This window comes from Nonomuraea sp. NPDC049625 (genome assembly GCF_040675285.1).
Lineage (GTDB): Bacteria > Actinomycetota > Actinomycetes > Streptosporangiales > Streptosporangiaceae > Nonomuraea > Nonomuraea angiospora_A.
The window spans coordinates 845775-867635 of sequence record NZ_JBFAOQ010000003.1; the positions used below are offsets into that span (position 1 = coordinate 845775).

Genomic DNA, 21861 nt, shown 5'->3' on the forward strand with positions numbered 1-21861 from the left:
GGACCGCCGTAGAATTTTCTTCTATGGCGATGTACACCCGCTTGACCGAAGGGCGTTATCGGTCGTCCGAGCACACGCAGGGTCCGTGGGACCCGCGCACCCAGCACATGGGCCCGGTCACCGCCCTGATCGTCCACGAGCTGGCCCAGACCGCGCCGCGCCCGGGCCTGGAACTGTCCAAGCTCGTGGTGGACGTGTTCGCCCCCGTGCCCGTGGCCGAGCTGGAGATCGCCACCGACGTGACCCGCGACGGCAAGCGCGTGCAGTGCCTGTCGGCCAGCGTCTCGTCCGGCGGCCGCGCGTACGCCAGGGCGAGCGCCTGGCGCATCCGTACGGCCGACACGCCCGCCTCGCCGGTCCCCGGGCCGCCGGGGCCGGTCCCGCCGCCCTCGGAGGAGGTCGCCGGCTCGTGGCTCGGCTCGGGATTCGGGTACGGCCGCGCGCTCGACTGGCGTTTCGCCGAAGGCGGCCCCATGCGGCCCGGCCCCGCCACGGTCTGGGGCCGGTTCACGGTGCCGCTGGTCGAGGGCGAGGAGTTCACCCCGATGGAGCGCCTGGCCGCCTTCGCCGACAGCGGCAACGGCGTCAGCGCCGCCCTCGGCTTCGACACGCACGTGTTCGTGAACGTGGACCTGACCATCTCGCTGTTCCGCGCCCCCGAAGGCGAATGGATCTGCATGGACGCCGCCACGGTCGTCGGCCCGTCCGGCAGGGGCCTGACCCGGTCCACCCTGTACGACGGCACAGGTGAAGTCGGTACGGCGATCCAGACGTTGTTCGTCGCACCGAGATAGGCGCCGAGATAGCCTCTACTGCCATGGTGATCGACCTCAACGCCGACCTGGGTGAAGGGTTCGGCGTCTGGCGGCTCGGCGACGACCTCGCCCTGCTCGACATCGTCACGAGCGCCAATGTGGCCTGCGGTTTCCACGCGGGCGACCCCGTGACGATCAGACGCACGTGCGCGGCGGCCGTCGACCGCGGGGTGACGATCGGCGCGCAGGTGTCCTACCGCGACCTGGCCCACTTCGGGCGCAGGGAGATGGACACCGAGCCGGAGGAGCTGTGCGCCGAGGTGCTGTACCAGCTCGCGGCCGTCGACGGCATCGCCAAAGCCATGGGCGGCCGGGTCTCGTACATCAAGCCGCACGGCGCGCTCTACAACCGGATCTGCCGCGACGAGGTGCAGGCGGCGGCGGTGATCGACGCGGTGGCCGACTACGACCCCTCGCTGCCGGTGCTCACGCTGCCCGGTTCGGTGGTGCACGCGGTGGCGGCCGCCGCGGGCGTCCCGACCGTGAACGAGGCGTTCGCCGACCGCGCGTACACCCCCGAGGGGACTCTGGTGTCGCGCAGGGAGCCGGGCGCGGTCATCCACGACCCCGCCGCGGTGGCCGACCGAGCGTGCCGGATGGCCGTGCACGGCTCCGTGACGGCCATCGACGGCAGTTCTGTCCCGGTTTCGGCACGTTCCATTTGCGTGCACGGCGACACGCCTGACGCCGTCCGGCTGGCGCAGGGAGTGCGGGACGCGTTGCTGGCGGCCGGAGTGGTCCTGCAGGCGTTCGCGTGATCCGGGCGGCCGGGGAGCACGGGCTGCTCGTGGAGACCGGCTCGCTGGAGCTGTCTCACCGGCTGGACGCGGCGCTGCGGGCCGATCTGCCGGCCGGGGTGGTGGAGATCGTGCCGGGGCCGGAGACGGTGCTCGTGGTGGCTCCTGGGGCGGATCAGGCGCGGCTGCGGGCGGTTCTGGCGGACGTCGTCGGCCGCGAACGGGACAGGGCCGGTGTACGGGCGGCCGAGGGGGAGGTCGTGACGATTCCCGTCGTCTATGACGGGGCGGATCTCGATTCCGTGGCGGCACTGGCCGGGATCCCGGTGGACGAGGTGGTCTCCCGGCACGCGGGGCGGGAGCTGGTGGTGGGCTGGCTGGGGTTCGCCCCGGGGTTCGCCTATCTCACGGGGCTGGATCCGGTGCTGGAGACGCCCAGGCTCGACACGCCGCGCACGTCGGTGCCGGCCGGGTCGGTGGCGGTGGCGGGGCCGTACTCGGCGGTCTACCCGAGCGCCTCGCCGGGCGGGTGGCGGCTGATCGGGCGCACCTCCGTGCGGGTGTGGGACGTGACGGCCGACCCACCCTCGCTCTTCAGGCCGGGCGTGCGCGTACGGTTTCAACCCACATGATCGAGGTGATGGCGGCCGGGCCGTACGCGACCGTCCAGGATCTGGGGCGGCCGGGCCTCGCCCACCTGGGGGTGCCCCGCTCGGGGGCGGCCGACGCGCCGAGCCTGCGGCTGGCCAACAGGCTCGTGGGCAACCCGGAGGGGCTGGCGGGGATCGAGCTGACGTTCGGCATGGCGCGGCTGCTGTTCCACGACGGGGCATGGGTGGCGCTGGCGGGCGCGCCCGTGGACAGCGCGGCGGGGATGGGGTCGCCGTACTGGGTCGCGAAGGGCACGGAGCTGCGGCTGGGCATGCCGGACTGGGGGCTGCGCACTTATGTGGCCGTGCGCGGCGGGATCGCGGTGGAGCCGGTGCTCGGCAGCCGCTCCACCGACTCGCTGTCCGGGCTCGGCCCGGAGCCGCTGCGGGCGGGCACGCTGCTGCCCGTCGGGCGGCCCGAAGGCGTGATCTCCGTCGACCTGGCGCCGCCGCCCGGGCCCCGGCCCGCCGTGCTGCGGGTGACGCCGGGGCCGCGGGACGACTGGTTCGTGCCGGACGCGCTGGCCGAGCTGTGCGCGCGGCCGTACTCGGTGAGCCAGGACAGCAACCGCGTCGGGGTACGGCTGAGCGGCGCCGAGCTGGTCAGGGCCAAGGAGGGCGAGCTGCCGAGCGAGGGGATGGTCACCGGGGCGATCCAGGTGCCGCCGAGCGGGCAGCCGATCGTCTTCCTCGCCGACCACCCGCCGACGGGCGGCTACCCGGTGATCGGCGTCGTACGCGAGGCGGACCTGCCGGTCGCCGCCCAGCTGCGGCCGGGCGACGAGGTGCGGTTCACAGTTCGACCTGGCCGGTGACGCAGGTCAGCACGGAGCCGCCCACCCACACGTCACCCTCGGCGTCGGTGGAGATGTGCACCCGGCCCGAGAAGCCCAGCACCGTGCCCTGTCTGGCCACGTACGGGGCCTTGGCCCGGCCCGAGCGCAGCAGCCACTGGGCCATGGAGGCGTTGAGGCTGCCCGTCACCGGGTCCTCGATGGTGGAGCCGTGCGCGTGCGTGAACGCCCGCACCTCGAAGTCGTACGGCGCCCCCTCGGGGTAGGGGCCCGCCACGCCCACGTAGTTGGGGACGAGGCCCGGGCGCAGCGCGAGCACGGACTCGGCGTCCGCGAGCAGCACCGCGATCCAGCCGGGGCCGTTGTCGGCCCACTCCATGTCCACGATGTCGGCCCGCCCGATCCCGAGGGATTCGGCGATCCGCCCGGCCAGCGGCTCCTCCACGGGGCCCGACCGCACGAGGGGCGGCGCGTGGAAGGCCAGCCCGTCGCCGCTCCTGCGTACCCGTACCAGCCCGGCCGCGCACTCCTGGACGATCTCGCCCTCCTGGTGCGGCACTCCCCCGGCCTCCAGCCAGGCGTGGCAGGTGCCGAGGGTCGGGTGCCCGGCGAAGGGCAGCTCCACGGACGCGGTGAAGATCCGTACCCGGTAGTCGGCCTCGGGTGTGGTCGGCGGCAGCAGGAAGGTGGTCTCGGCCAGGTTCGTCCAGGTGGCGAACCGCTGCATCTCCTCGGTCGTCAGCCCCTGGCCGTCGAGCACGACCGCGAGCGCGTTCCCGTGGTACGGGGTGGTGGTGAAGACGTCAACCTCGGTGAAAGGGCGCAACATAATTCGGAGTCTCGCAGACAGGTCTTTTCCCGTTAACACGCCACCAGCAGACTGGACGGTGTGGCGGACTTTGATGTTGTGGTCCTGGGTTCCGGGCCAGGTGGACAGAAGGCCGCGATCGCGGCGGCGAAGCTCGGCAAGCGTGTCGCCGTGGTCGAGAAACGACACATGCTCGGCGGCGTGTGCATCAACACGGGGACGATCCCCTCCAAAACCCTCAGGGAGGCCGTCCTCTATCTCACAGGGCTCAACCAGCGGGAGCTGTACGGCGCCAGCTACCGCGTCAAGGACGAGATCACGGTCACCGACCTCGGGATGCGCACCCAGCACGTGATCGGCCGCGAGATCCAGGTGATCCGCAGCCAGCTCGCCCGCAACCACGTGACGGTGCTGCAGGGCACCGGCCGGTTCCTGGACGCGCACACGATCGGGATCACGCACGAGGAGGGCAAGTCCGAGGAGACGAAGATCACCGCCGAGAAGGTCGTGATCGCCACCGGCACCTCGCCCGCCCGTCCGGACAGCGTCGAGTTCGACGACAGGACGATCATCGACTCCGACGCGATCCTGCACCTCGACCGGATCCCCGAGACCCTGGTCGTGGTGGGGGCCGGGGTCATCGGCATCGAGTACGCCTCCATGTTCGCCGCCCTCGGCACCAAGGTGACGGTGATCGAGCGGCGCGAGCGCATGCTGGAGTTCTGCGACCTGGAGATCGTCGAGGCGCTGAAGTACCACCTGCGCGACCTGGCCGTGACGTTCCGCTTCGGGGAGAACGTGGCCGCCGTCGAGCGCCGCCCCGGCGGGGCGCTGACCCTGCTGGAGAGCGGCAAGAAGATCCCCGCCGACTGCGTCATGTACTCGGCCGGGCGCCAGGGCAAGACCGCCGAGCTGTGCCTGGAGGCCGCCGGCCTGGCCGCCGACGCCCGCGGCCGCATCTCGGTGGACTCCAACTACGCCACCGAGGTGTCGCACATCTACGCCGTGGGCGACGTGATCGGCTTCCCCGCGCTGGCGGCCACCTCCATGGAGCAGGGGCGGGTGGCCGCGCAGCACGCGTGCGGGGAGCCGGTCGAGGACGCCCGCGAGCTGCCGCCCATCGGGATCTACACCATTCCCGAGATCAGCTTCGTCGGCCGGTCGGAGGACGAGCTGACCCGGGACAAGGTGCCGTTCGAGGTGGGCATCTCGCGGTACCGGGAGCTGGCCAGGGGGCAGATCATCGGCGACTCGTACGGGATGCTCAAGCTCCTCGTCTCCCCCGAGGACCGGCGGCTGCTCGGCGTCCACGTGTTCGGCACGGGGGCGACGGAGCTCGTGCACATCGGGCAGACGGTCATGGGGTGCGGCGGGACGATCGACTACCTGGTCAACGCCGTGTTCAACTATCCGACGCTGGCCGAGTCGTACAAGGTGGCCGCGCTGGACGCGATGAACAAGATGCGGGTGGTCGCCCGCCTCACCGCCGGCATGTGATCACGACAGCGTCCACTTCTGGTTGGCGGCGCCCGTGCAGGTCCAGATCTGCAGCCGGGTGCCGTCGGCGCTGGAGTTGCCGGTGACGTCGGCGCACTTGTTCGCGGCGGGGTTCACCAGGTCGCGGCCCGAGGTGTAGGTCCACTGCTGGTTGGCGCCGCCCGAACACGACCACAGCTGGAGCTTGCTACCGTCGGCGGTGCCGCGGTCGACCACGTCGAGGCACTTGCCGAGCGCGCGCAGCGTGCCGTCGCCCGGGCGGGTCCACTGCTGGGCGGCGGTGCCGTTGCAGGTGTAGAGCTGCACGGCCGCGCCGTCCGCGCTGCTGCCGCCGGCCACGTCGACGCACTTGCCGCCCAGGCCGGTGATCGCGCCGGCCGGGTTGCCGCCCGGCGTGCCCGACCAGGTGAAGGTCGCGGTGGTACGGGCGGGCAGCGTGTACACGAACGACTGGTTGCCCCAGTTGACCCTGACCGACTGGGCCGAGGTGCCGCCGTTGTGGGCGATCAGGGCCTTGGAGCCGTCGGGGTTGCGCCAGGCGACGTTCTGCACCGTGGAGTTGGCGGTCGAGTCGATCCGGTACGCGCCAGGTCTGACGAACTTGGTGAGGTGGCCGGTCGTGTAGTACTCGATCGTGTAGTCCACCTGGCCGGCGCGCGAGCCGCCCTCCTGGACCGTGATCAGGCCGGTGCAGGTGCCGCAGCCGCCGTTGTGCGGGCCCATCTGCTGGTTGAGCGCCAGGCTCCACTTGACCAGGCTGCGGCTCCAGTTGCGGGTGTAGTTCACGATGTCGGCCATGTCCTCGTTGTGCTGGTTGCCGATCCAGGTGCCGCCGGAGTGCTCGGTGCTGAACTGGGGCACCGACGGATACTGGTCGTGCACCTGCGAGCCGACCGCCGGGTCGCCGAAGTAGCCGTGCCAGGCGATGCCGCCGAACAGCGGGTCGTTCCGCAGCGCCGCGTCGGCCAGGATGGGGCCGCCGATCTGGCCGTAGTCGCCGTAGTTCCAGTCGTGTACGAGCACCTTCGTGGTGATGCCGGCGGCCCGGAAGGCCGGGTACACGAAGTTCTTGGTCAGCTCGATGAGGCCGGAGGAGTTCCAGTTCATGCCGGGGTAGTTCATGGCGGTCGGGTTGGACGCCTGGCAGCAGTTGGGCTCGTTCTGGACGGAGATGTAGTTCACCGGGACCCCGGCGGCCTGGTAGCTCTGGACGTACTTGACGAAGTACTGGGCGTACGTGGCGTAGTACTGCGACTTCAGCCAGCCCATCTGGTCCATCCGGCCGTTGTCCTTCATCCAGCCGGGCGCGCTCCACGGCACGCCCTTGACCCGCAGCTCCGGGTTGAGCTGCTTGGCCTGGACGGTCAGCAGGCGGACGTTGGTGTCGTAGCCGTTGGCGCCGAAGTCGTTGAGATCGCAGCAGGTGTCGTCGAGCGAGACCATGCCGGGGCGCGACAGGTCGGAGGCGCCGATCGGGTTGCGGACGAACGACAGGCCGATCCCGTCCGTGGGCGAGAACAGCTTGCGCATGGTCGCGTCCCGCGTGGCCGCGCTGACCGGGCCGCCGCGCAGCAGGTACGCGGTCGTGTCGGTGATCGACGCGCCGCCGCCCTCGAACTGCTGGTACGTGGTGCCCTCGTTGACGGTGATCGTCTGGTTGGCGCTGCCGCCGGCGGAGCCGAAGGCGATCGGGGTCTGTTGCGCGAGGCCGCGGGTGACGTTCCGGCCTCCGGAGTCCGAGGTGGTGGTGAGCCAGACGTTCACCGTCTCGCCGGCGGCGTACGCCGGGACGGGCACGGCCAGCGCCAGCACGGCCGCGCAGACAAGCGTGAGTATTCGGGACACGGCGTTGTTTCCCTTCCGGGCGGGGGGTGATGTCCATGTAACAAATGAAACAATAAAGAAACTTTCTTTTAGGTGACCACGGGTCATGGGCAGCGTCAAGGCCCATTTGTGGCTATGAAACAAATGAAACGATCAGGCGGGGCCGGTGGAGCCGCGGACGATCAGCTCGGTCTCGAGCGAGACGTGCAGCGCCTCCACCGTGTGGCGGCTCAGCAGCCGCATCAGCAGCGTGACCGCCATCCGGCCCATCTCCTGCAGGGGCTGGCGCACCGTGGTGAGGGCGGGCGAGGTGGCCCTGCTGACGTCGATGTCGTCGAAGCCCGCCACCGACAGGTCGCCCGGAACGCTCAGCCCGCGCTCGGCCGCCGCCCACAGCGCTCCGACGGCCATCTTGTCGTTGAACGCCACCAGCGCCGTCGGCCGCTCCGGCAGGTCGAGCAGCTCGCAGGCCGCCAGGTAGCCGTACTCGGTGCTCGGCTCCGGCACGCTGCGCAGCAGCTCGGGCTCGGGCAGCACCCCGGCGTCCGCCAGCGAGGCCGTGTAACCCGCGAGCCTGGCCTCGCTCGGCAGCCACTCCACCGGGCCGCCGATGATCCCGACCCGGCGGTGGCCCAGCCCGACCACGTGCGCCATCAGCTTGCGCCCGCCCGCGAAGTGAGCGGCCGAGACCGCCGCGATGTCCTTGGGGGGCGGGGTCCGCGGGTCGATCACCACGAAGGGGAAGCCGCTGTCGCGCAGGCGTACCAGCTCGTCGCCCGGCTCCGGGGGCAGGACGAGGATCGCGCCGGCCACGCCCTGCCTGCCGGGCAGCCCGGCGAGCACCGGGGCGTCCTGGGCGGCCTCGCCCGCGCCGAGGATCATCTGCCTTCCGTGCAGCTCGATGGTCTCCCCCACCGAGGAGACGATGAGCCCGAAATAGTCGGTCAGCACGTACGGGCAGCGCACGTACACGGCGCCGGCCGACGGGTCGTGGATCGTGCGCGGCCGCGGCGCCTGGTCGCCGAGGCGCCCGACGGCGCGCAGCACCAGCTCCCGGGTGTGCGGGGCGACGTTGGCCTGGCCGTTGAGCACGCGGGAGACCGTGGCGATGGACAGCCCCGTCTCCGCCGCGACGTCACGCACCGTCGCGCGCGCCCTGCCGGACCTGGCCGCCATCCACGCCCCTCGCTCCGCCCTGCCGCCAGAATAGCCGGGGCGGTCACGGCCTGGCCGAGGTGGCCGCCTCCCATGTGCGGAGGTAGGACTCGGCGCCGGCCGCCATGTCCCGGACGATCTCGTCGCCGGCGATGATCCGCATGTCCTCGATCCAGTCGGGCACCAGGCCGTAGTTGGCGACGCCGTCCGTGTTGACGTCCCACACCCGCTGGCCGGTGCGCAGCCGGTCCAGGAGCACGCTGCCGTCGTACGACCTGAACGGGTACGTCACCCCGTTGGCGCCCGCCCGCGGGGCCGGCAGCCTGCCCATGCCGTTGACGTCGAGCCCGTAGCCGTAGCCGGCGACCTGGTGCGCCTGCCTGGAGGGTCTGGTGCGGGCCCACTCGGCGACGAAGTGCTCCGCGTCGTGGCCGTACTGCGTGATCATGCCGCCGAGGGCGTAGATGCGGTCGAAGTAGAGCGGGTCGGCCCAGCTGTGGGAGGAGATCACGCCCGGGTAGCGGGCGGCTTCGAGCAGGTCGAGCGTGCGGTCGGCGGCCTTGACGCTCATGTGGTCGAGCTCGATCAGCATGCCGCGGCGGATCATGCCCTGGACCATGTACTCGCCCAGCGCGGTCAGGCCCCTGGTGTTGCAGTGCGGGGCGGGGGGATAGACCGGCAGCGAGATCCCGGGAGGCAGCAGGCCCGCGATCGGGTCGGGCAGGACGCCGCCCGGGTCGATCGGGTTGTCGTGCTCGGGGGTCGTACAGGTGCGGGCCTGCCAGAAGGAGCCGGTGCCGAGGAAGTTGCCCAGGTTGACGATCGCGCCCTGGGTGCCGGAGTCGAACCGCACGCCGCACAGGGCGTTGTCGTACTTGTGGCAGACGAACATGCTGCGTACGCCCAGCGCGTACATCTCGTCCAGGCCCCGGTCGATCTGCGCCCTGGTGCACTGGGGGATGCCCAGGATCTGGCGGCAGCCGAACGGCTCGGAGGTCTCGATCCCCAGGACCACGGCCAGCTTGCCGGCCTGGATGACCTGCCGGGCCTCGGCCGGATCGGCCACGATCCGGAACCAGCCTTTGCCCGGCCCGCCCTGCTCGGCGTCGATGTGGTCCTGCAGCTCCCTCGCCCGCTGGGCCTGGAGCCTGATGATGGTCATCTCGTCGCACGAGTTCTTCTTCAGGGGGTAGATCGCGCACAGCTGGCGGTTGGCCACCAGGTCGTTCACCAGGATCCGCAGTCCGCCCCGCCAGGCGCGCTCGACCCAGGTGTAGTAGGCCTGCTGGTGGGTCAGCGAGTCGTTCGCCGGCCAGTCCCTGAACGTGGGCCAGCCGACGGGGTCGTGGGTGCCGGTGACCGTGCCCTTGCGGGTGAAGTTCTCGAACCAGGCCAGTTCGCCGTTGGGGTAGTGGTCGGGGCAGTCGGTCAGCGCCTTGGCGATGCCGTCGGGGTCGAACGGCTTGCCGCACATGAGCCGGCCGCCGAACGCCTCGTAGGAGAAGAGGTGGCTGTGGGCGTCGATGAAACCGCTGACCTGGGCTGCCGTGGTGGTGGTGGTCTTGGCGGTGGCCGTGGCCTGGGGGATCACCAGGGTGCCGGCGAGGAGGAGCACGAGGACGATCAACCGGTGGGCTGAGCGGCGCGGCATGGGGCACCTCACGGGGCTGGGGGTACCGGGGGCTCGCCCACCAGCATCCGCCGCGTCCGCGTGACCAGCAAGACCCAAACATGAGCCCATCTCACATGCCACGCACCCCCGGACGGCCCCGGCCCACCGCCCGCCGCGAGGGCCTCCAGGCGGAGGTGACGCGCGGCCTCCGCCTCACCCGGCGCCGGGTCGGCGAGGCGGGGTGCGGCGGAGCTCGGCGCAACGCGGTCGGCGGCCAGGCGATCCGACCGCGAGACGGCGCACGCGAGACGGCGCGACGGGTCAGCCGGAGGACGCGCGAGACGGCGGGACGGTCAGTCGGAGGGTGGGCGGCGGGTGCGGGCGGTGGGTTTCTTGCGGCCGGCGACCAGGGTGTCGCCCGGGGCCGGTGCGGGGTCCTCCGCGCGGCTCGTCTCCCCGCTCTTGGCGCGCGGCCGGGGATGGGGCGCCGTGTCCTCCGTGGCGGCGGTGTCCTTGGGCTCGTCCTTCGCCTCCGGCTCCGGAGCCGGTGATTTGTCGGGTCCCCGGAGTGAGGCGATGACGCGGTCCGCCTCCGTGTCGGCCGCGAACTCGTTCGCCGCCTCCGACTCCCTCCGCCTGATCACCACCATGTGGTCCACCGACACCCGTCCCGCGCCCACCACGGCGAGCAGGAGGGAGGCGGCGCCCAGGAGGATGAGCTCGTTCAGGCTGATGGGGTTGAGCGGCGGGGCCACCACGAAGACCCCCAGCGCCTCGGCGAAGAGGATCAGGCCCGTGACCGAGACGGCCAGGCCCGCGATCAGCAGCGCGCCGCCGATGAGCTCGGTGAGCATGGTCACCGTGGCCCAGGCGCCGGGTGCGGGAGCGCCCTGCGCGAGAAACTTCGCCCCGGTGGCCTTCAGCCCGTCTTCCAGCTTGGTCCAGCCGTTCGCGAAGAAGATGCCGCCCACGCCGACGCGGGCGACTAAAGCAGCAAGATCACGAAGGGCCTGTTTCACGGTAGTTGTCTGCCCTAATCGGGACATGGCACACCTCAATCACGGCTGAGCAGCGTGGCCACCGCGACGGCGGTCAGGCTGAGCAGGACGACGCTCACGACCACGGTCGTGTGCAGGGCGTTCACGAAGGCCCATCGGGCCGCGTCGAGCAGGGCGCCGCCCGCGCTGCCGCCCACCTCGTGCGCGACGTGCGCCGCGCCCGCGAGCGACTGCCTGGCCTTGTCCATGCCGCTGGCGGACACGCCGGGCACCGAGTGCAGGCCGGGGGCGTACACGACGGCGGTGATCGTGCCGAGCACGGCCACTCCCAGGCCGGCGCCCAGTTCGTACGCGGTCTCCTCGATGGCCGCGGCCCCGCCCGCCTGGGACTCCGACGCCGCGGACATGATCGTGTCGGAGGCGGCCAGCAGCGCGACCTGGACCCCGAACCCGATGCCCACGAAGCAGAACGCCAGCATCACGGGATGACCCTCGACGCCCCAGGAGAGCGTGGGGGTGAGGGAGAGCGCGACGAGCCCGAGCCCGCCGCTCATCGTGGTCCGCATGCCGATGCGCGGCAGGATGTGGGCGGCGGCGAGCCCGCCGGAGATGGCCGAGATCACCAGCGGCAACATCCGGATCGCCGCGCGCAGCGGGCTGTCGCCGAGCACGAGCTGCAGGTATTGGGCGAGCATGAGCTGCAGGCCCACCAGCGCGAACACGCCGAGCAGCACGCCGGCCACCCCGGTCGTGAACTCGCGCCGCCGGAACAGCCCGACCTCCAGCAGCGGGTGGCGCAGGCGCGTCTGGCGGCGTACGAACAGGAAGAGCAGCCCCAGCCCGGCCAGGAACACCAGCACCGACGCCCACAGCGGCATCAGGCTGCCCGAGCCCGCCTCCTTCAGCCCGAACGCCAGCGCCAGGATGCCGAGCACCGACAGCACCGCGCTCGCGCCGTCCCATCCCCTGTCCTTGCGCCCCGGCGAGTCCGGCAGCAGGCGGACGGCGGCGGGGATCAGCGCGAGCAGGATCGGCACATTAATCAGGAAGACGGCGCCCCACCAGATGCCGACGAGCACGCCGCCGATGAGCGGGCCGACGGCCGCGCCGGCCGCCGCCACCGCGCTCCAGACGCCCAGCGCGATGGCGCGCTCGCGCCTGTCGGTGAAGATCTGGCGGATCAGGGACAGCGTGGCCGGCATGATCATCGCTCCGCCGATGCCGAGCAGCGCCCTGGCCAGGATCAGGGTCAGCGGCGTCGGGGCGAACGCGGCCCCGGCCGAGGCCAGCCCGAACAGTACGTAGCCGCACAGCACCAGCCGTTTGCGCCCGTACCGGTCGCCGAGCGTGCCGAACATGATCAGCAGCGGCGCGACCACCAGCGAATAGATGTCGATGATCCACAGCAGTTGCACCGCGGACGGCTCCAGCGCGGCAGTGAGCGCGGGCACCGCGATGTGCAGGACGGTCGCGTCGACGGTGATCAGCAGCAGGCTCACGCAGAGCAGCACGAGAATGGACCAGCGGCGGTCCCCGTGCTCCCGATCGGCAGTCCGTACGAGGGGTGCGGCCTGTATGACGGTCATGGGCCTCCTTGCAGGCCGATCCGTTGACAGGGCCCGCACGTGCTCTTTGGTCGGCGGCGGGAGCCCGGCTCGACGCTCGCTCCTCCCGAGCTCCTCCGCCTCGACTCCTCGCACTCCGGCTTGCGTCGCAGCTTAGGGCATGTCCAGCACTTGTCATAGCAGTATCGACTGATCCACAGATGCCCCGTTACCTCTCTAGAGAGATACAGCCATATGTCGGCATCTATCCAGGGTTCGCCCTCGACCCGATCATGGAGACCGTGGGGAGCGACGAAAGTGACAGAAATGGCGATATTTCCGACCGATCCTCACGTGAATGGTGTGACGAGGCCCTGACCAGGCTGAACGCCGGCCGCCCCGAGTCCGCGCTCGACGCCGCCCGCCGCGCGGCCGAGCTGGATCCGGGCGCGGAATGGGCGTACCGGCTCATCAGCCTCGCCCACGAACGGCTGGGCCGCGACGCCGACGCGCTGCCCGCCGCCGAGCATGCCGTGGAGCTGGCCCGCGGCTCCTGGCCGGCCCGCCTGCGCCTGGCCGCGATCCTGCGGCGCTCCCCTGGCCGCTCGCGGGAGGCGGTGGAGCACGCCACGCTGGCAGGGAAGTTCGCGCCGGAGCGGCCCGATCCCGAGGTCATGCTGGGCGACCTGGCCCTGCTGGGCGGCGACCACACCGGCGCCGAGCGGTCGTACCGGGCCGCGCTCGCCGCCGACCCCGCGAACCCCCAGGCCCGCATGAACCTCGGCCTGTCCCTGCTGCGCTGGGACCGCCCCCGCCCGCACCACGACCCCGCCTGGCCGGTCGACCCGCGCGAGACGGGCCGGGTCAGGCGGGCGCTCGAGGTCTGGTCCCGCCAGGCCCGCCTGCTGGTCGCGCTCGCCACGCTCGCGATCGCCGGGGCCGCGCTCCTCCTCGACCGGGACACCCAGCTCGGCGGGTTCGCCGTGCTGGTGCTCCTGGCGCCGCTCACGGTCAGGCAGGCGCGGCGGGTGGGGCTGTGGTCGTACGTGCCCGCGATGCTCTGCCGGGATCCCTGGCTCGGCGCGGCGGTGGTGTCGGCGGCCGTGTCGGTGGTCGCGTTCGCCGCCTGGCTGCTTCTGGGGGCGGTGCCATCCGTTCCGTCCGCGCTCGACCCGGTCTGGGCGGGGCTGGCGGGCATCGTGGTCCTGGGCTGGCCCGCGCTGGCGGCCGTACGGGCGCTGGCCGAGACGTGGCGCGGCCGCCCGCTCCTGGCGCTGGCCGAGACCACGCGCGCCCGGGAGGCCCGGGAGCACGCCCACGCGGCGCAGATCGACCGCACCGCCCGCAGGAACGCCGGCGTCCTGCTCTGGATCCTGCTCGGCAGGACCTGGTCCGTGCTGGTCCCGCTGGTGGGCGGGGCGCTCGCGGTGGAGCCCAGGGCCGCCGTCGCCGCCGTGGCGGTGCCGTACCCGATGGTGCGCGGCTACCTGCGCGCCCGTCACAGCGGCGACCGGTGGCTGCCCACCGCGACCGCGCTCGTCGTCCTGGCCGCGGCCTCCTGCGCGGCGGGCGGGCTGCTGGAGGCCTGGCGGGCCGAGCCGGCGGCGACGTGGGCGTGGCGGCTCGGGCTGGGCGCGCTCGCGGCGGCGATGGCCGTGTTCGGGGCGCGGGCGGCGCGGGCCTGGTGGCGGGGCGGGCCGGGCCCGTGGCGGACCTCCCTGATCATGTGCGACCTGCCCGTGGGCGCCGAGCCGTCCGTCACGCTGGACGCGGAGGTGCGCCAGACCTTCTCGTACGCCCGCAGCATCGTCCTTTCCTACGGCGACGCCCTCGGCCCCCGGGTCGCCGGCGCGGTGGCGACCGTCACCTCGTCGGGCGAGCTCCGGGTGATCACGGAACTGGAGGCGTGGGACGCCATCGCGGCCGACCCCAGGGTGGCGGTGTTCGCGGCGGACCCGCTGCAGCGGCGGTTCTGGGTGGAGGTACGCGGGATCGCCCAGCCCGACTCCGACGTCCTGCGCGTCACCCCCAAACAAGTGCTCGTCGGCGAATTCCCTGGGCGGCACCAGCGCCGCTAGCTAGAATCTTGTTCTATGCGTATCCTGCGCACGCCAGAAGAGCGCTTCGCCGGCCTGCCCGGCTTCCCCTACGAGCCCCGCTACGCCGAGGTCGCCGACGGCCTGCGGATGGCGTACGTCGAGGCGGGTCCCGCCGACGGCGAGCCCGTCGTGCTCCTGCACGGCGAGCCGAGCTGGTCGTTCCTCTACCGGCACGTCATGCCCGAGCTGGCCGCGGCCGGGCTGCGCGCGATAGCGGTGGACCTCGTCGGGTTCGGCCGCTCGGACAAGCCCGCCGACCAGGCCGAGCACACCTACGCCAGGCACGTCGAGTGGACCCGCGCCCTGCTGCTGGACGTGCTCGGGTTGAGCCGCGTCACCGTCGTCGGCCAGGACTGGGGCGGCCTGATCGGGCTGCGGATCGCCGCCGAGCACCCCGAGAGCGTCGCCAGGATCGTGGCCGCCAACACGGGCTTGCCGACGGGTGACATTCCCATGCCCGAGGTGTGGCACCAGTTCAGGAACGCCGTGCTCAAGGCCCCGGTGCTGGACATCGCCCGGCTCGTCCAGGCCGGCTGCAGGACGGAGTTGCCCGAGGAGGTCCGGGCGGCCTACGACGCGCCGTTCCCCGACGAGTCGTACAAAGCGGGCCCTCGCGTCATGCCGAGCCTCGTCCCGATCACCCCCGACGACCCGGCCGCGCCCGCCAACCGCGCTGCCTGGCAGGTTCTCACGACACTCGAGCGGCCTTTCCTCGTGGCGTTCTCCGACGGAGATCCGATCACCGGGGGCATGGCGCCCATTCTGCTCAAGTCGATCTCGGGCACGTCCGGCCTGCGGCATCCCGTCATCAAGGGCGCCGGGCACTTCCTGCAAGAGGACGCGGGGGCCGAACTCGGGCGACAGATCGCCGCTTTCGTGACCTCCACCTAGCGTGTCAGGAGCGCCCAATCGTCGGTCCGGTGCGGTATAACCGGGGGCGGACCGGGGAGGCGTGATGCAGGAGTCCGGCAGGGCCCAGGCCGCGGGGCGGGTCGCGGCGCGGGATCTGTTCGAGAAGGTTCGGCTGCGTTATTACCAGATTCCCCCGGCCGTGCGCCGGGTCCTCTACGTGGTGGTGCTGGTCGCCGTCATGGGCCTGGGGGCGGCGCTCGGGTGGAATCTGCTCAACACCTTCCCCCTCGTCCTGCTGGGGCTCGCGTTCGTCGCGCTGACCATGCGCTTCCCCCGCGCCGCCGCCACCGTGCTGGTGGTCGCGGGCTGGGTCGTGCTGACGCTGCCGATCTTCTCCGGGCTGTTCCCCGCGGGCTCCGGCTCGGTGCACCTGATGGTCGCGCTGGCCCTGCCCGCCGCCGCGGGCGCCCACCTCATCCGCTGGGTGGCGCCGTGGGTGACCACGCTGCTGGCGCTCGCCCCCGCCGGCGTGCTCGCCGTGCCGCTCTCGTTCGTCTCGGCGAACGTGGCGGTCTGGGTGGCGTACGCGGTGGCCGCCGCGGTGCTGGTCTACCGGTTCGTGCTGGCCCGCAGGGTCAAGGCGGAGAGCGCCGCGGCCGAGGAGCAGCAGGTACGCGTCAGGGTGCGCGAGGGCAGGCCCGAGTCCCCCCAGGACAGGCAGGGCGGGCTTCCGCAGATCTCCGTCGAGGAGGCGCTCAGCGAGCTGGAGAGCATGGTCGGCCTGGCCCCCGTCAAGGAGCAGGTGCGCTCGATCGCCGCCTCCATCGAGGCGTCCCGGCTGCGCGCCGAGGCCGGCTACACCACCGAGCGGCCCACCAGGCACTTCGTCTTCCTCGGCCCGCCCGGCACCGGCAAGACCAGCGTCGCCCGCGCGCTCGCCAAGATCTTCTACGCGTTCGGCCTGCTGGAGACCCCCTACGTGGTCGAGGCGCAGCGGGCCGACCTGGTGGGCGAGTTCCTGGGCGCTACCGCGATCAAGACCAACGAGCTGGTCGACCGGGCCCTGGGCGGCGTGCTCTTCATCGACGAGGCGTACGGGCTGGTCAACTCCTCCGACGGGCAGCCCGACAGGTTCGGGGCCGAGGCCGTGCAGACGCTGCTCAAGCGCGCCGAGGACGACCGCGACCGGCTGATCATCATCCTGGCCGGCTACGAGCAGGAGATGGGCGCGTTCCTGTCCAGCAATCCCGGGCTGGCCAGCCGGTTCGCCACCCGGGTGCGCTTCCCCGGCTACTCCCCCGCCGAGCTGGTCGAGGTCACCGAGCTGCTCCAGCGGCGACGGGGCGACACGATGGACGCCGAGACCAGGCGGGTGCTGCTCGGCCTGTTCGAGGACGTGCACCGGCGCGGCCTGGTCGACGAGCTGGGCAACGCCAGGTTCGCGCGCAGCCTGGTCGAGGCCGCCGCGCAGGCCCGTGACGTGCGCGTGGTGGGCGCGGGCGGCACCCCGACCACCGAGGACCTGGTGACCACCACCACGCCCGACGTGACCAAGGCGTTCGAGGAGCTGACCGCGCGCTTCCGCGGCTACGTCGCCACGCCCACGCTGGAGGAGGCGCTGTCCGACCTCGACAGGATGGCGGGCCTCGCGCCCGTCAAGCGGCAGGTCCACGCCATCGCGGCCCAGCTCCAGATGGCGCGCATGCGGCAGGAGCGCGGGCTGCCCACCCCGCCGCAGATGCGGCACTTCGTGTTCGTCGGCCCGCCCGGCACCGGCAAGACCACGGTCGCCAGGGTCATCGGCCGCATCTTCGCCGCGCTCGGCCTGCTGGCCAGGCCCGACGTGGTCGAGGCGCACCGCGCCGACCTGGTCGGCCAGCACCTCGGCGCCACCGCGATCAAGACCAACGAGCTGGTCGACCGGGCCCTGGGCGGCGTGCTCTTCATCGACGAGGCCTACAGCCTGGTCAACCCCGGCTACCAGGGCGGCGACGCGTTCGGCGCCGAGGCCGTGCAGACGCTGCTCAAGCGGGCCGAGGACGACCGCGACCGGCTCGTCATCGTGCTGGCCGGCTACGAGCGCGAGATGGACGCGTTCCTGTCCACCAACCCCGGCCTGGCCAGCCGCTTCAACCAGCGGGTGGGCTTCCCGAGCTACTCGCCGCAGGAGCTGTCCGAGATCGCGGTGCTGCTGGCCGGGAAGGCCGGCGACACCTTCGACGAGGAGGCGCTACGCGACCTCGACGACGTGTTCGCCTGGGTGTGCGAGGAGCGGCTGATCGACGGGCTCGGCAACGGCCGCTTCGCCAGGTCGCTGTTCGAGCGCGCCGCCATGCGCCGCGACGTGCGGCTGGCCGCCCATGCCTCGCGCGGCGGGTCCGCCAGCTCCGCCGACCTGACGACGATCACGAGCGAGGACGTCCGCACCGCCGTGGACGAGCTTTCCGGACGCTGACCATCTCCAGAGCCGACCATCTTCGGCGGTTCCCTGCGCGCGACCCGTCACATGGTGTAGCAATATAACTACGTGCGGTGCGCGTCGGAGGGGGAGCGCGATGGCGGGGTTTCTGGCCCGCAGGCTGCTCAACTACGCCGTGCTGGTCGTAGTGGCCGCCAGTCTCGCCTACCTTCTGGCTGCCACGGCTCTCAATCCCCGCTCCAACTACGCGGACCGCACGCCAAAACCTCCGCCCGCCGTCGTGGACGCGCAGCTCACGGCGCTCAACCTCAACGACAAGACGCCGCTGCTGCAGCGCTACGCCACCTGGGCGGGCGGGGTGATGCGCGGCGACTTCGGCAAGTCCGTCGGGGGCGCCCCGGTCAATGAGGATCTCAAGCGGCGCATGGGTGTGACGGCCCGGCTGGTCGTGCTGGGGATGCTGTTCGGGAGCATGCTCGGGGTGCTGGTGGGCGCCTTCGCGGCGGTCCGCCAGTACGGCTGGTTCGACCGGATCTCGACCGCCCTGTCCTTCGTGGTGCTGGCCGTGCCGGTGGTCGTGCTGGCCAACATGCTGATCCTGGTCGCCGCCTGGGCCAACGAGAACGTGTTCGGCCGCTCGGTGTTCCTGGTCAGCGGCGAGTACACCGACGGGCTGGAGGCCGGGTTCTGGGGGCACGTGGTCGACCGGCTGCAACACCTGATCCTGCCGACGATCTCGCTGTCGGTGGGGCTCGTCGCGGTCTTCAGCCGCTACCAGCGCAACATGATGCTCGACGTGCAGGGCGCCGACTTCGTCCGCACCGCCCTGGCCAAGGGGCTGAGCAGGCGCCGGGCGCTCGTCAAGCACGCGCTGCGGACCGCGCTCATCCCGGTCGTGACCTATTTCGCGTTCACGTTCGGGGCGCTGCTGACGGGGGCGACCTTCACCGAGAAGATCTTCGGCTGGCACGGGCTGGGTGAGCAGCTGATCAACTCCATCTTCAGCAACGACGTCAACACCGTCGCGGCCATCTCCCTTCTCGCCGCCGTCGCCGTGCTGTGCTCCGCGCTGGTCTCCGACCTGCTGCACGCGGCTCTCGACCCGAGAGTGCGGGCGTGATGACGCTTTCCGACGAGGAGCTCGCCGAGGAGCTGACCGACGGCACGGCGGCCACGGCGCCGTCCCGGCTGCGGGTGGTGGCCGGGCGGTTCTTCCGCTCCCCGCAGGGGCGGGTCGGGTTCGCGGTGCTGGCCGCGATGTTCCTGCTGGCGTTCGCGGGGCCGATCTTCTCCAGGTGGACGTACACCGACAAGGACTTCACCGCGTTCATGCAGCCGCCGTCGGCCACCCACTGGTTCGGAACGCTCCAAACCGGCGCCGACGTCTACGCGGTCACGCTGCGCGGCATGCAGAAGTCGCTGGTCGTCGGGCTGCTCGCGGCCCTGATCTCCACGGCGCTGTCGGCCGTGGTGGGCGCGTTCGGGGGCTACTTCCTGGGGTGGACGGACCGGACGCTGAACTGGGTGACCGACCTGCTGCTCGTGCTGCCCGGCTTCCTCATCCTGGCGATCATGTCGCCGCTGTTCGAGACCGGGCAGTGGCCGCTGTTCGTGGTCATGCTGGCGTTGTTCCTGTGGATGGTCACCTCGAAGATCGTCAGGGGGATGACGATCTCGCTGAAGGAGCGGGAGTTCATCCAGGCCGCCCGCTTCATGGGCGTGTCCCCCGTACGGATCATCTTCCGCCACGTGATCCCCAACCTGTCGTCGCTGCTGATCGTGGACGCCACGCTCAACGTCAGCAGCGCGATCCTCACCGAAACCTCGCTGTCGTACTTCGGGTTCGGCATCCAGCCGCCCGACGTGTCGTTCGGGACGCTCATCGCCGACGGGTCCAGGACGGCGGTCTACGCGCCGTGGACGTTCTGGTTCGTGGCGGGGCTGCTGGTGGTCACCGTGCTCGCGGTCAACCTCATGGGCGACGCGCTGCGTGACGCGTTCGACCCCTCGACCTCGCGGAGGAGGCGGCGATGAGCCCGGTCCTCGAGGTCACCGACCTCAACGTGTCGTTCGGCGGCGTGCCGGCCGTACGCGGGGTGAGCTACCACGTGGAGCCCGGCGAGGTCCTGGGCATCGTCGGCGAGTCGGGGTCGGGCAAATCGGTCACCTCGGCGGCCGTCATGGGGCTGCTGCCGCCCGGAGCGCGCGTCACCGGGTCCGTACGGCTGCACGGCAAGGAGCTGATCGGGGCCCCCGAGCGGGAGCTGACGTCCTTCCGCGGCAAGACCATCTCGATGGTGTTCCAGGACCCGCTCTCGGCGCTCACCCCCGTCTACCGCGTCGGCGACCAGATCGCCGAGGCGGTGCGCGTGCACCAGCGGGTGAGCAAGGAGACGGCCATGGTCAAGGCCGTCGAGCTGCTGGAGCTCGTGGGCATCCCGCGGCCGGCCGAGCGGGCGCTGGCCTTCCCGCACGAGTTCTCCGGCGGCATGCGGCAGCGCGTGGTGATCGCGATGGCCATCGCCAACGACCCCGACGTGATCATCTGCGACGAGCCGACCACCGCGCTCGACGTCACCATCCAGGCACAGGTGCTGGAGGTGCTGAAGAAGGCGCAGCGGAAGACCGGCGCCGCGATCATCATGATCACGCATGATCTGGGGGTCGTGGCCGGGTTCGCCGACCGGGTGCTGGTCATGTACGCCGGGCGTCCCGTCGAGGTCGGCGACGTCGATGACATCTACTACGGGATGCGGATGCCGTACACGGTGGGCCTGCTCGGCTCGATCCCGCGCGTGGACCGGGGCGCGCGGCAGCCGCTGGCGCCCATCGAGGGCAGCCCGCCCTCCCCCGAGGCGCTGCCGCCGGGGTGCCCGTTCGCGCCGCGCTGCCCGATGAAGATCGACGCCTGCGACGAGGGCGAGCCGCCGCTGTTCGACGTGGGGGCGGGGCACCGGGCGGCCTGCATCCGCTGGCAGGACGTACGCCCCCGCGAGCCCGTCCTCGTCCCCGTCGAACCGGGACGGCGCGAGCGCGGCGAGCGCACGGTGCTCGAGGTGCACGGCCTGGTCAAGGAATATCCGCTGCTCAAGGGCGCGATCTTCAAACGCAGGGTGGGCACGGTGCACGCGGTGGCCGGGGTCGGCTTCGACATCCGGCAGGGCGAGACGCTGGGGCTGGTCGGCGAGTCGGGCAGCGGCAAGACGACCACGCTGACGCAGATCCTGGAGCTGGCCGCGCCCCAGAGCGGGCGCATCGTCGTGCTCGGACGCGACACCGCGCGGCTGAGCGGCCCCGAGCGCAAGGCGATCCGGCGCGACATGCAGGTCGTCTTCCAGGATCCGCTGGCCTCGCTCGACCCGCGCATGACGGTGCACGACATCCTGGCCGAGCCGCTGCGTACGCACGGGCGGCGGCGCCCCGGGCGGCGCATCGCCGAGCTGCTCGCCCTGGTCGGGCTCGACGCCTCCCACGCGGCCCGCTACCCGCAGGACTTCTCGGGCGGCCAGCGGCAGCGCATCGGCATCGCCAGGGCGCTGGCCCTGGAGCCCCGGCTGCTGGTGCTGGACGAGCCGGTCTCCGCGCTGGACGTGTCGATCCAGGCCGGGGTGATCAACCTGCTCGGCTCGCTGAAGGCCCGGCTGGAGCTGTCCTACCTGTTCGTGGCGCACGACCTAGCCGTCGTGCGGCACATCGCCGACCGGGTGGCGGTGATGTATCTCGGCAGGATCGCCGAGATCGGCCAGGTGGACGCCGTGTTCGACGCCCCGGCGCACCCGTACACGCAGGCTCTGCTGTCGGCGATCCCGCTGCCCGACCCGGTACGCGAGCGCGCCCGGGAGCGGATCCTGCTCGAAGGCGACCTGCCCAGCCCGGCCAACCCTCCGACGGGCTGCCGATTCCGCACCAGGTGCCCGAAGTTCCGCGGCGAGCTCACCGACGAACAACGCAGGCTCTGCGTGGACGTCGAGCCCGAGGTGCGTCCGTTGGGCGAGGACCAGGGGGCGGCCTGCCATTACGCCGAGAGGCGCGAAGTCGTATAGACCTCGCTCTGACC

At 71.8% G+C, this 21861-nt stretch carries 17 protein-coding genes; 11 read left to right on the forward strand and 6 right to left on the reverse strand.

The window, feature by feature from the left end; translation table 11 throughout:
* The first annotated feature begins 23 nt into the window (after nucleotides 1–23).
* The 4 genes from AB0J87_RS17405 to AB0J87_RS17420 are packed head-to-tail and all read left to right on the forward strand — an operon-like array spanning nucleotide 24 to nucleotide 3017.
* Nucleotides 24–794: a thioesterase family protein gene (locus AB0J87_RS17405; protein WP_363966252.1), complete on the forward strand. Its 771-nt coding sequence runs from the start codon at nucleotides 24–26 to the stop codon at nucleotides 792–794.
* A gap of 23 nt (nucleotides 795–817) precedes the next feature.
* On the forward strand, nucleotides 818–1573 hold the full coding sequence (locus AB0J87_RS17410; RefSeq protein WP_350739149.1) for a 5-oxoprolinase subunit PxpA: 756 nt from the start codon (nucleotides 818–820) through the stop codon (nucleotides 1571–1573).
* Nucleotides 1570–2184, forward strand: a complete 615-nt coding sequence (locus AB0J87_RS17415; protein ID WP_363966254.1) for an allophanate hydrolase subunit 1 — start codon at nucleotides 1570–1572, stop codon at nucleotides 2182–2184. The genes AB0J87_RS17410 and AB0J87_RS17415 overlap by 4 nt, the downstream gene beginning before the upstream one ends.
* Complete coding sequence (locus AB0J87_RS17420) at nucleotides 2181–3017, forward strand: biotin-dependent carboxyltransferase family protein (protein WP_350739153.1); 837 nt, start codon at nucleotides 2181–2183, stop codon at nucleotides 3015–3017. Before AB0J87_RS17415 ends, AB0J87_RS17420 begins: the two co-directional genes overlap by 4 nt.
* Here the strand turns inward: AB0J87_RS17420 and AB0J87_RS17425 are convergent.
* Nucleotides 2995–3825 (reverse strand): PhzF family phenazine biosynthesis protein, encoded by an 831-nt coding sequence (locus AB0J87_RS17425; RefSeq protein WP_355204586.1) that lies wholly within the window; start codon nucleotides 3823–3825, stop codon nucleotides 2995–2997. The two genes, AB0J87_RS17420 and AB0J87_RS17425, sit on opposite strands and share 23 nt — an antisense overlap.
* 60 nt (nucleotides 3826–3885) lie before the next feature.
* On the opposite strand from AB0J87_RS17425, the gene sthA reads away from it, so the two are divergent.
* The gene (sthA, locus tag AB0J87_RS17430) at nucleotides 3886–5301 is read left to right on the forward strand and encodes a Si-specific NAD(P)(+) transhydrogenase (RefSeq protein WP_350739158.1); all 1416 of its coding nucleotides are present in this window, start codon (nucleotides 3886–3888) and stop codon (nucleotides 5299–5301) included.
* Here sthA and AB0J87_RS17435 read toward each other — a convergent pair whose 3' ends face one another.
* The 5 genes from AB0J87_RS17435 to AB0J87_RS17455 all read right to left on the reverse strand — a co-directional run bounded on the left by AB0J87_RS17435 (nucleotide 5302) and on the right by AB0J87_RS17455 (nucleotide 12476).
* Nucleotides 5302–7146 (reverse strand): ricin-type beta-trefoil lectin domain protein, encoded by a 1845-nt coding sequence (locus tag AB0J87_RS17435; protein ID WP_363966257.1) that lies wholly within the window; start codon nucleotides 7144–7146, stop codon nucleotides 5302–5304.
* 132 nt (nucleotides 7147–7278) lie between these two features.
* Nucleotides 7279–8301 carry a LacI family DNA-binding transcriptional regulator gene (locus AB0J87_RS17440; protein WP_363966259.1) on the reverse strand — a complete coding sequence of 341 codons (1023 nt, stop codon included), beginning with the start codon at nucleotides 8299–8301 and terminating at the stop codon, nucleotides 7279–7281.
* 43 nt (nucleotides 8302–8344) lie between these two features.
* Nucleotides 8345–9931 carry a Coagulation factor 5/8 type domain-containing protein gene (locus AB0J87_RS17445; RefSeq protein WP_363966260.1) on the reverse strand — a complete coding sequence of 529 codons (1587 nt, stop codon included), beginning with the start codon at nucleotides 9929–9931 and terminating at the stop codon, nucleotides 8345–8347.
* 314 nt (nucleotides 9932–10245) lie between these two features.
* Nucleotides 10246–10911, reverse strand: coding sequence for a DoxX family protein (locus AB0J87_RS17450; RefSeq protein ID WP_363966262.1), 666 nt, complete (start codon nucleotides 10909–10911; stop codon nucleotides 10246–10248).
* A 35-nt stretch (nucleotides 10912–10946) separates the two neighbouring features.
* Entirely contained in the window at nucleotides 10947–12476 is a 1530-nt protein-coding gene (locus tag AB0J87_RS17455) for an MFS transporter (protein WP_363966264.1), read from the reverse strand.
* A 251-nt stretch (nucleotides 12477–12727) separates the two neighbouring features.
* On the opposite strand from AB0J87_RS17455, the gene AB0J87_RS17460 reads away from it, so the two are divergent.
* The 6 genes from AB0J87_RS17460 to AB0J87_RS17485 all read left to right on the forward strand — a co-directional run bounded on the left by AB0J87_RS17460 (nucleotide 12728) and on the right by AB0J87_RS17485 (nucleotide 21847).
* Nucleotides 12728–14512 (forward strand): hypothetical protein, encoded by a 1785-nt coding sequence (locus AB0J87_RS17460; protein ID WP_363966622.1) that lies wholly within the window; start codon nucleotides 12728–12730, stop codon nucleotides 14510–14512.
* Between the two features lie 15 nt (nucleotides 14513–14527).
* Nucleotides 14528–15424 (forward strand): haloalkane dehalogenase, encoded by an 897-nt coding sequence (locus AB0J87_RS17465; protein ID WP_363966266.1) that lies wholly within the window; start codon nucleotides 14528–14530, stop codon nucleotides 15422–15424.
* Between the two features lie 64 nt (nucleotides 15425–15488).
* Complete coding sequence (locus tag AB0J87_RS17470) at nucleotides 15489–17840, forward strand: AAA family ATPase (protein ID WP_363966268.1); 2352 nt, start codon at nucleotides 15489–15491, stop codon at nucleotides 17838–17840.
* Between the two features lie 100 nt (nucleotides 17841–17940).
* Nucleotides 17941–18924, forward strand: coding sequence for an ABC transporter permease (locus tag AB0J87_RS17475; RefSeq protein WP_363966270.1), 984 nt, complete (start codon nucleotides 17941–17943; stop codon nucleotides 18922–18924).
* Nucleotides 18924–19838, forward strand: a complete 915-nt coding sequence (locus AB0J87_RS17480) for an ABC transporter permease (RefSeq protein ID WP_363966624.1) — start codon at nucleotides 18924–18926, stop codon at nucleotides 19836–19838. Before AB0J87_RS17475 ends, AB0J87_RS17480 begins: the two co-directional genes overlap by 1 nt.
* Nucleotides 19835–21847: an ABC transporter ATP-binding protein gene (locus AB0J87_RS17485; protein WP_363966272.1), complete on the forward strand. Its 2013-nt coding sequence runs from the start codon at nucleotides 19835–19837 to the stop codon at nucleotides 21845–21847. The genes AB0J87_RS17480 and AB0J87_RS17485 overlap by 4 nt, the downstream gene beginning before the upstream one ends.
* Nucleotides 21848–21861 lie beyond the last annotated feature (14 nt).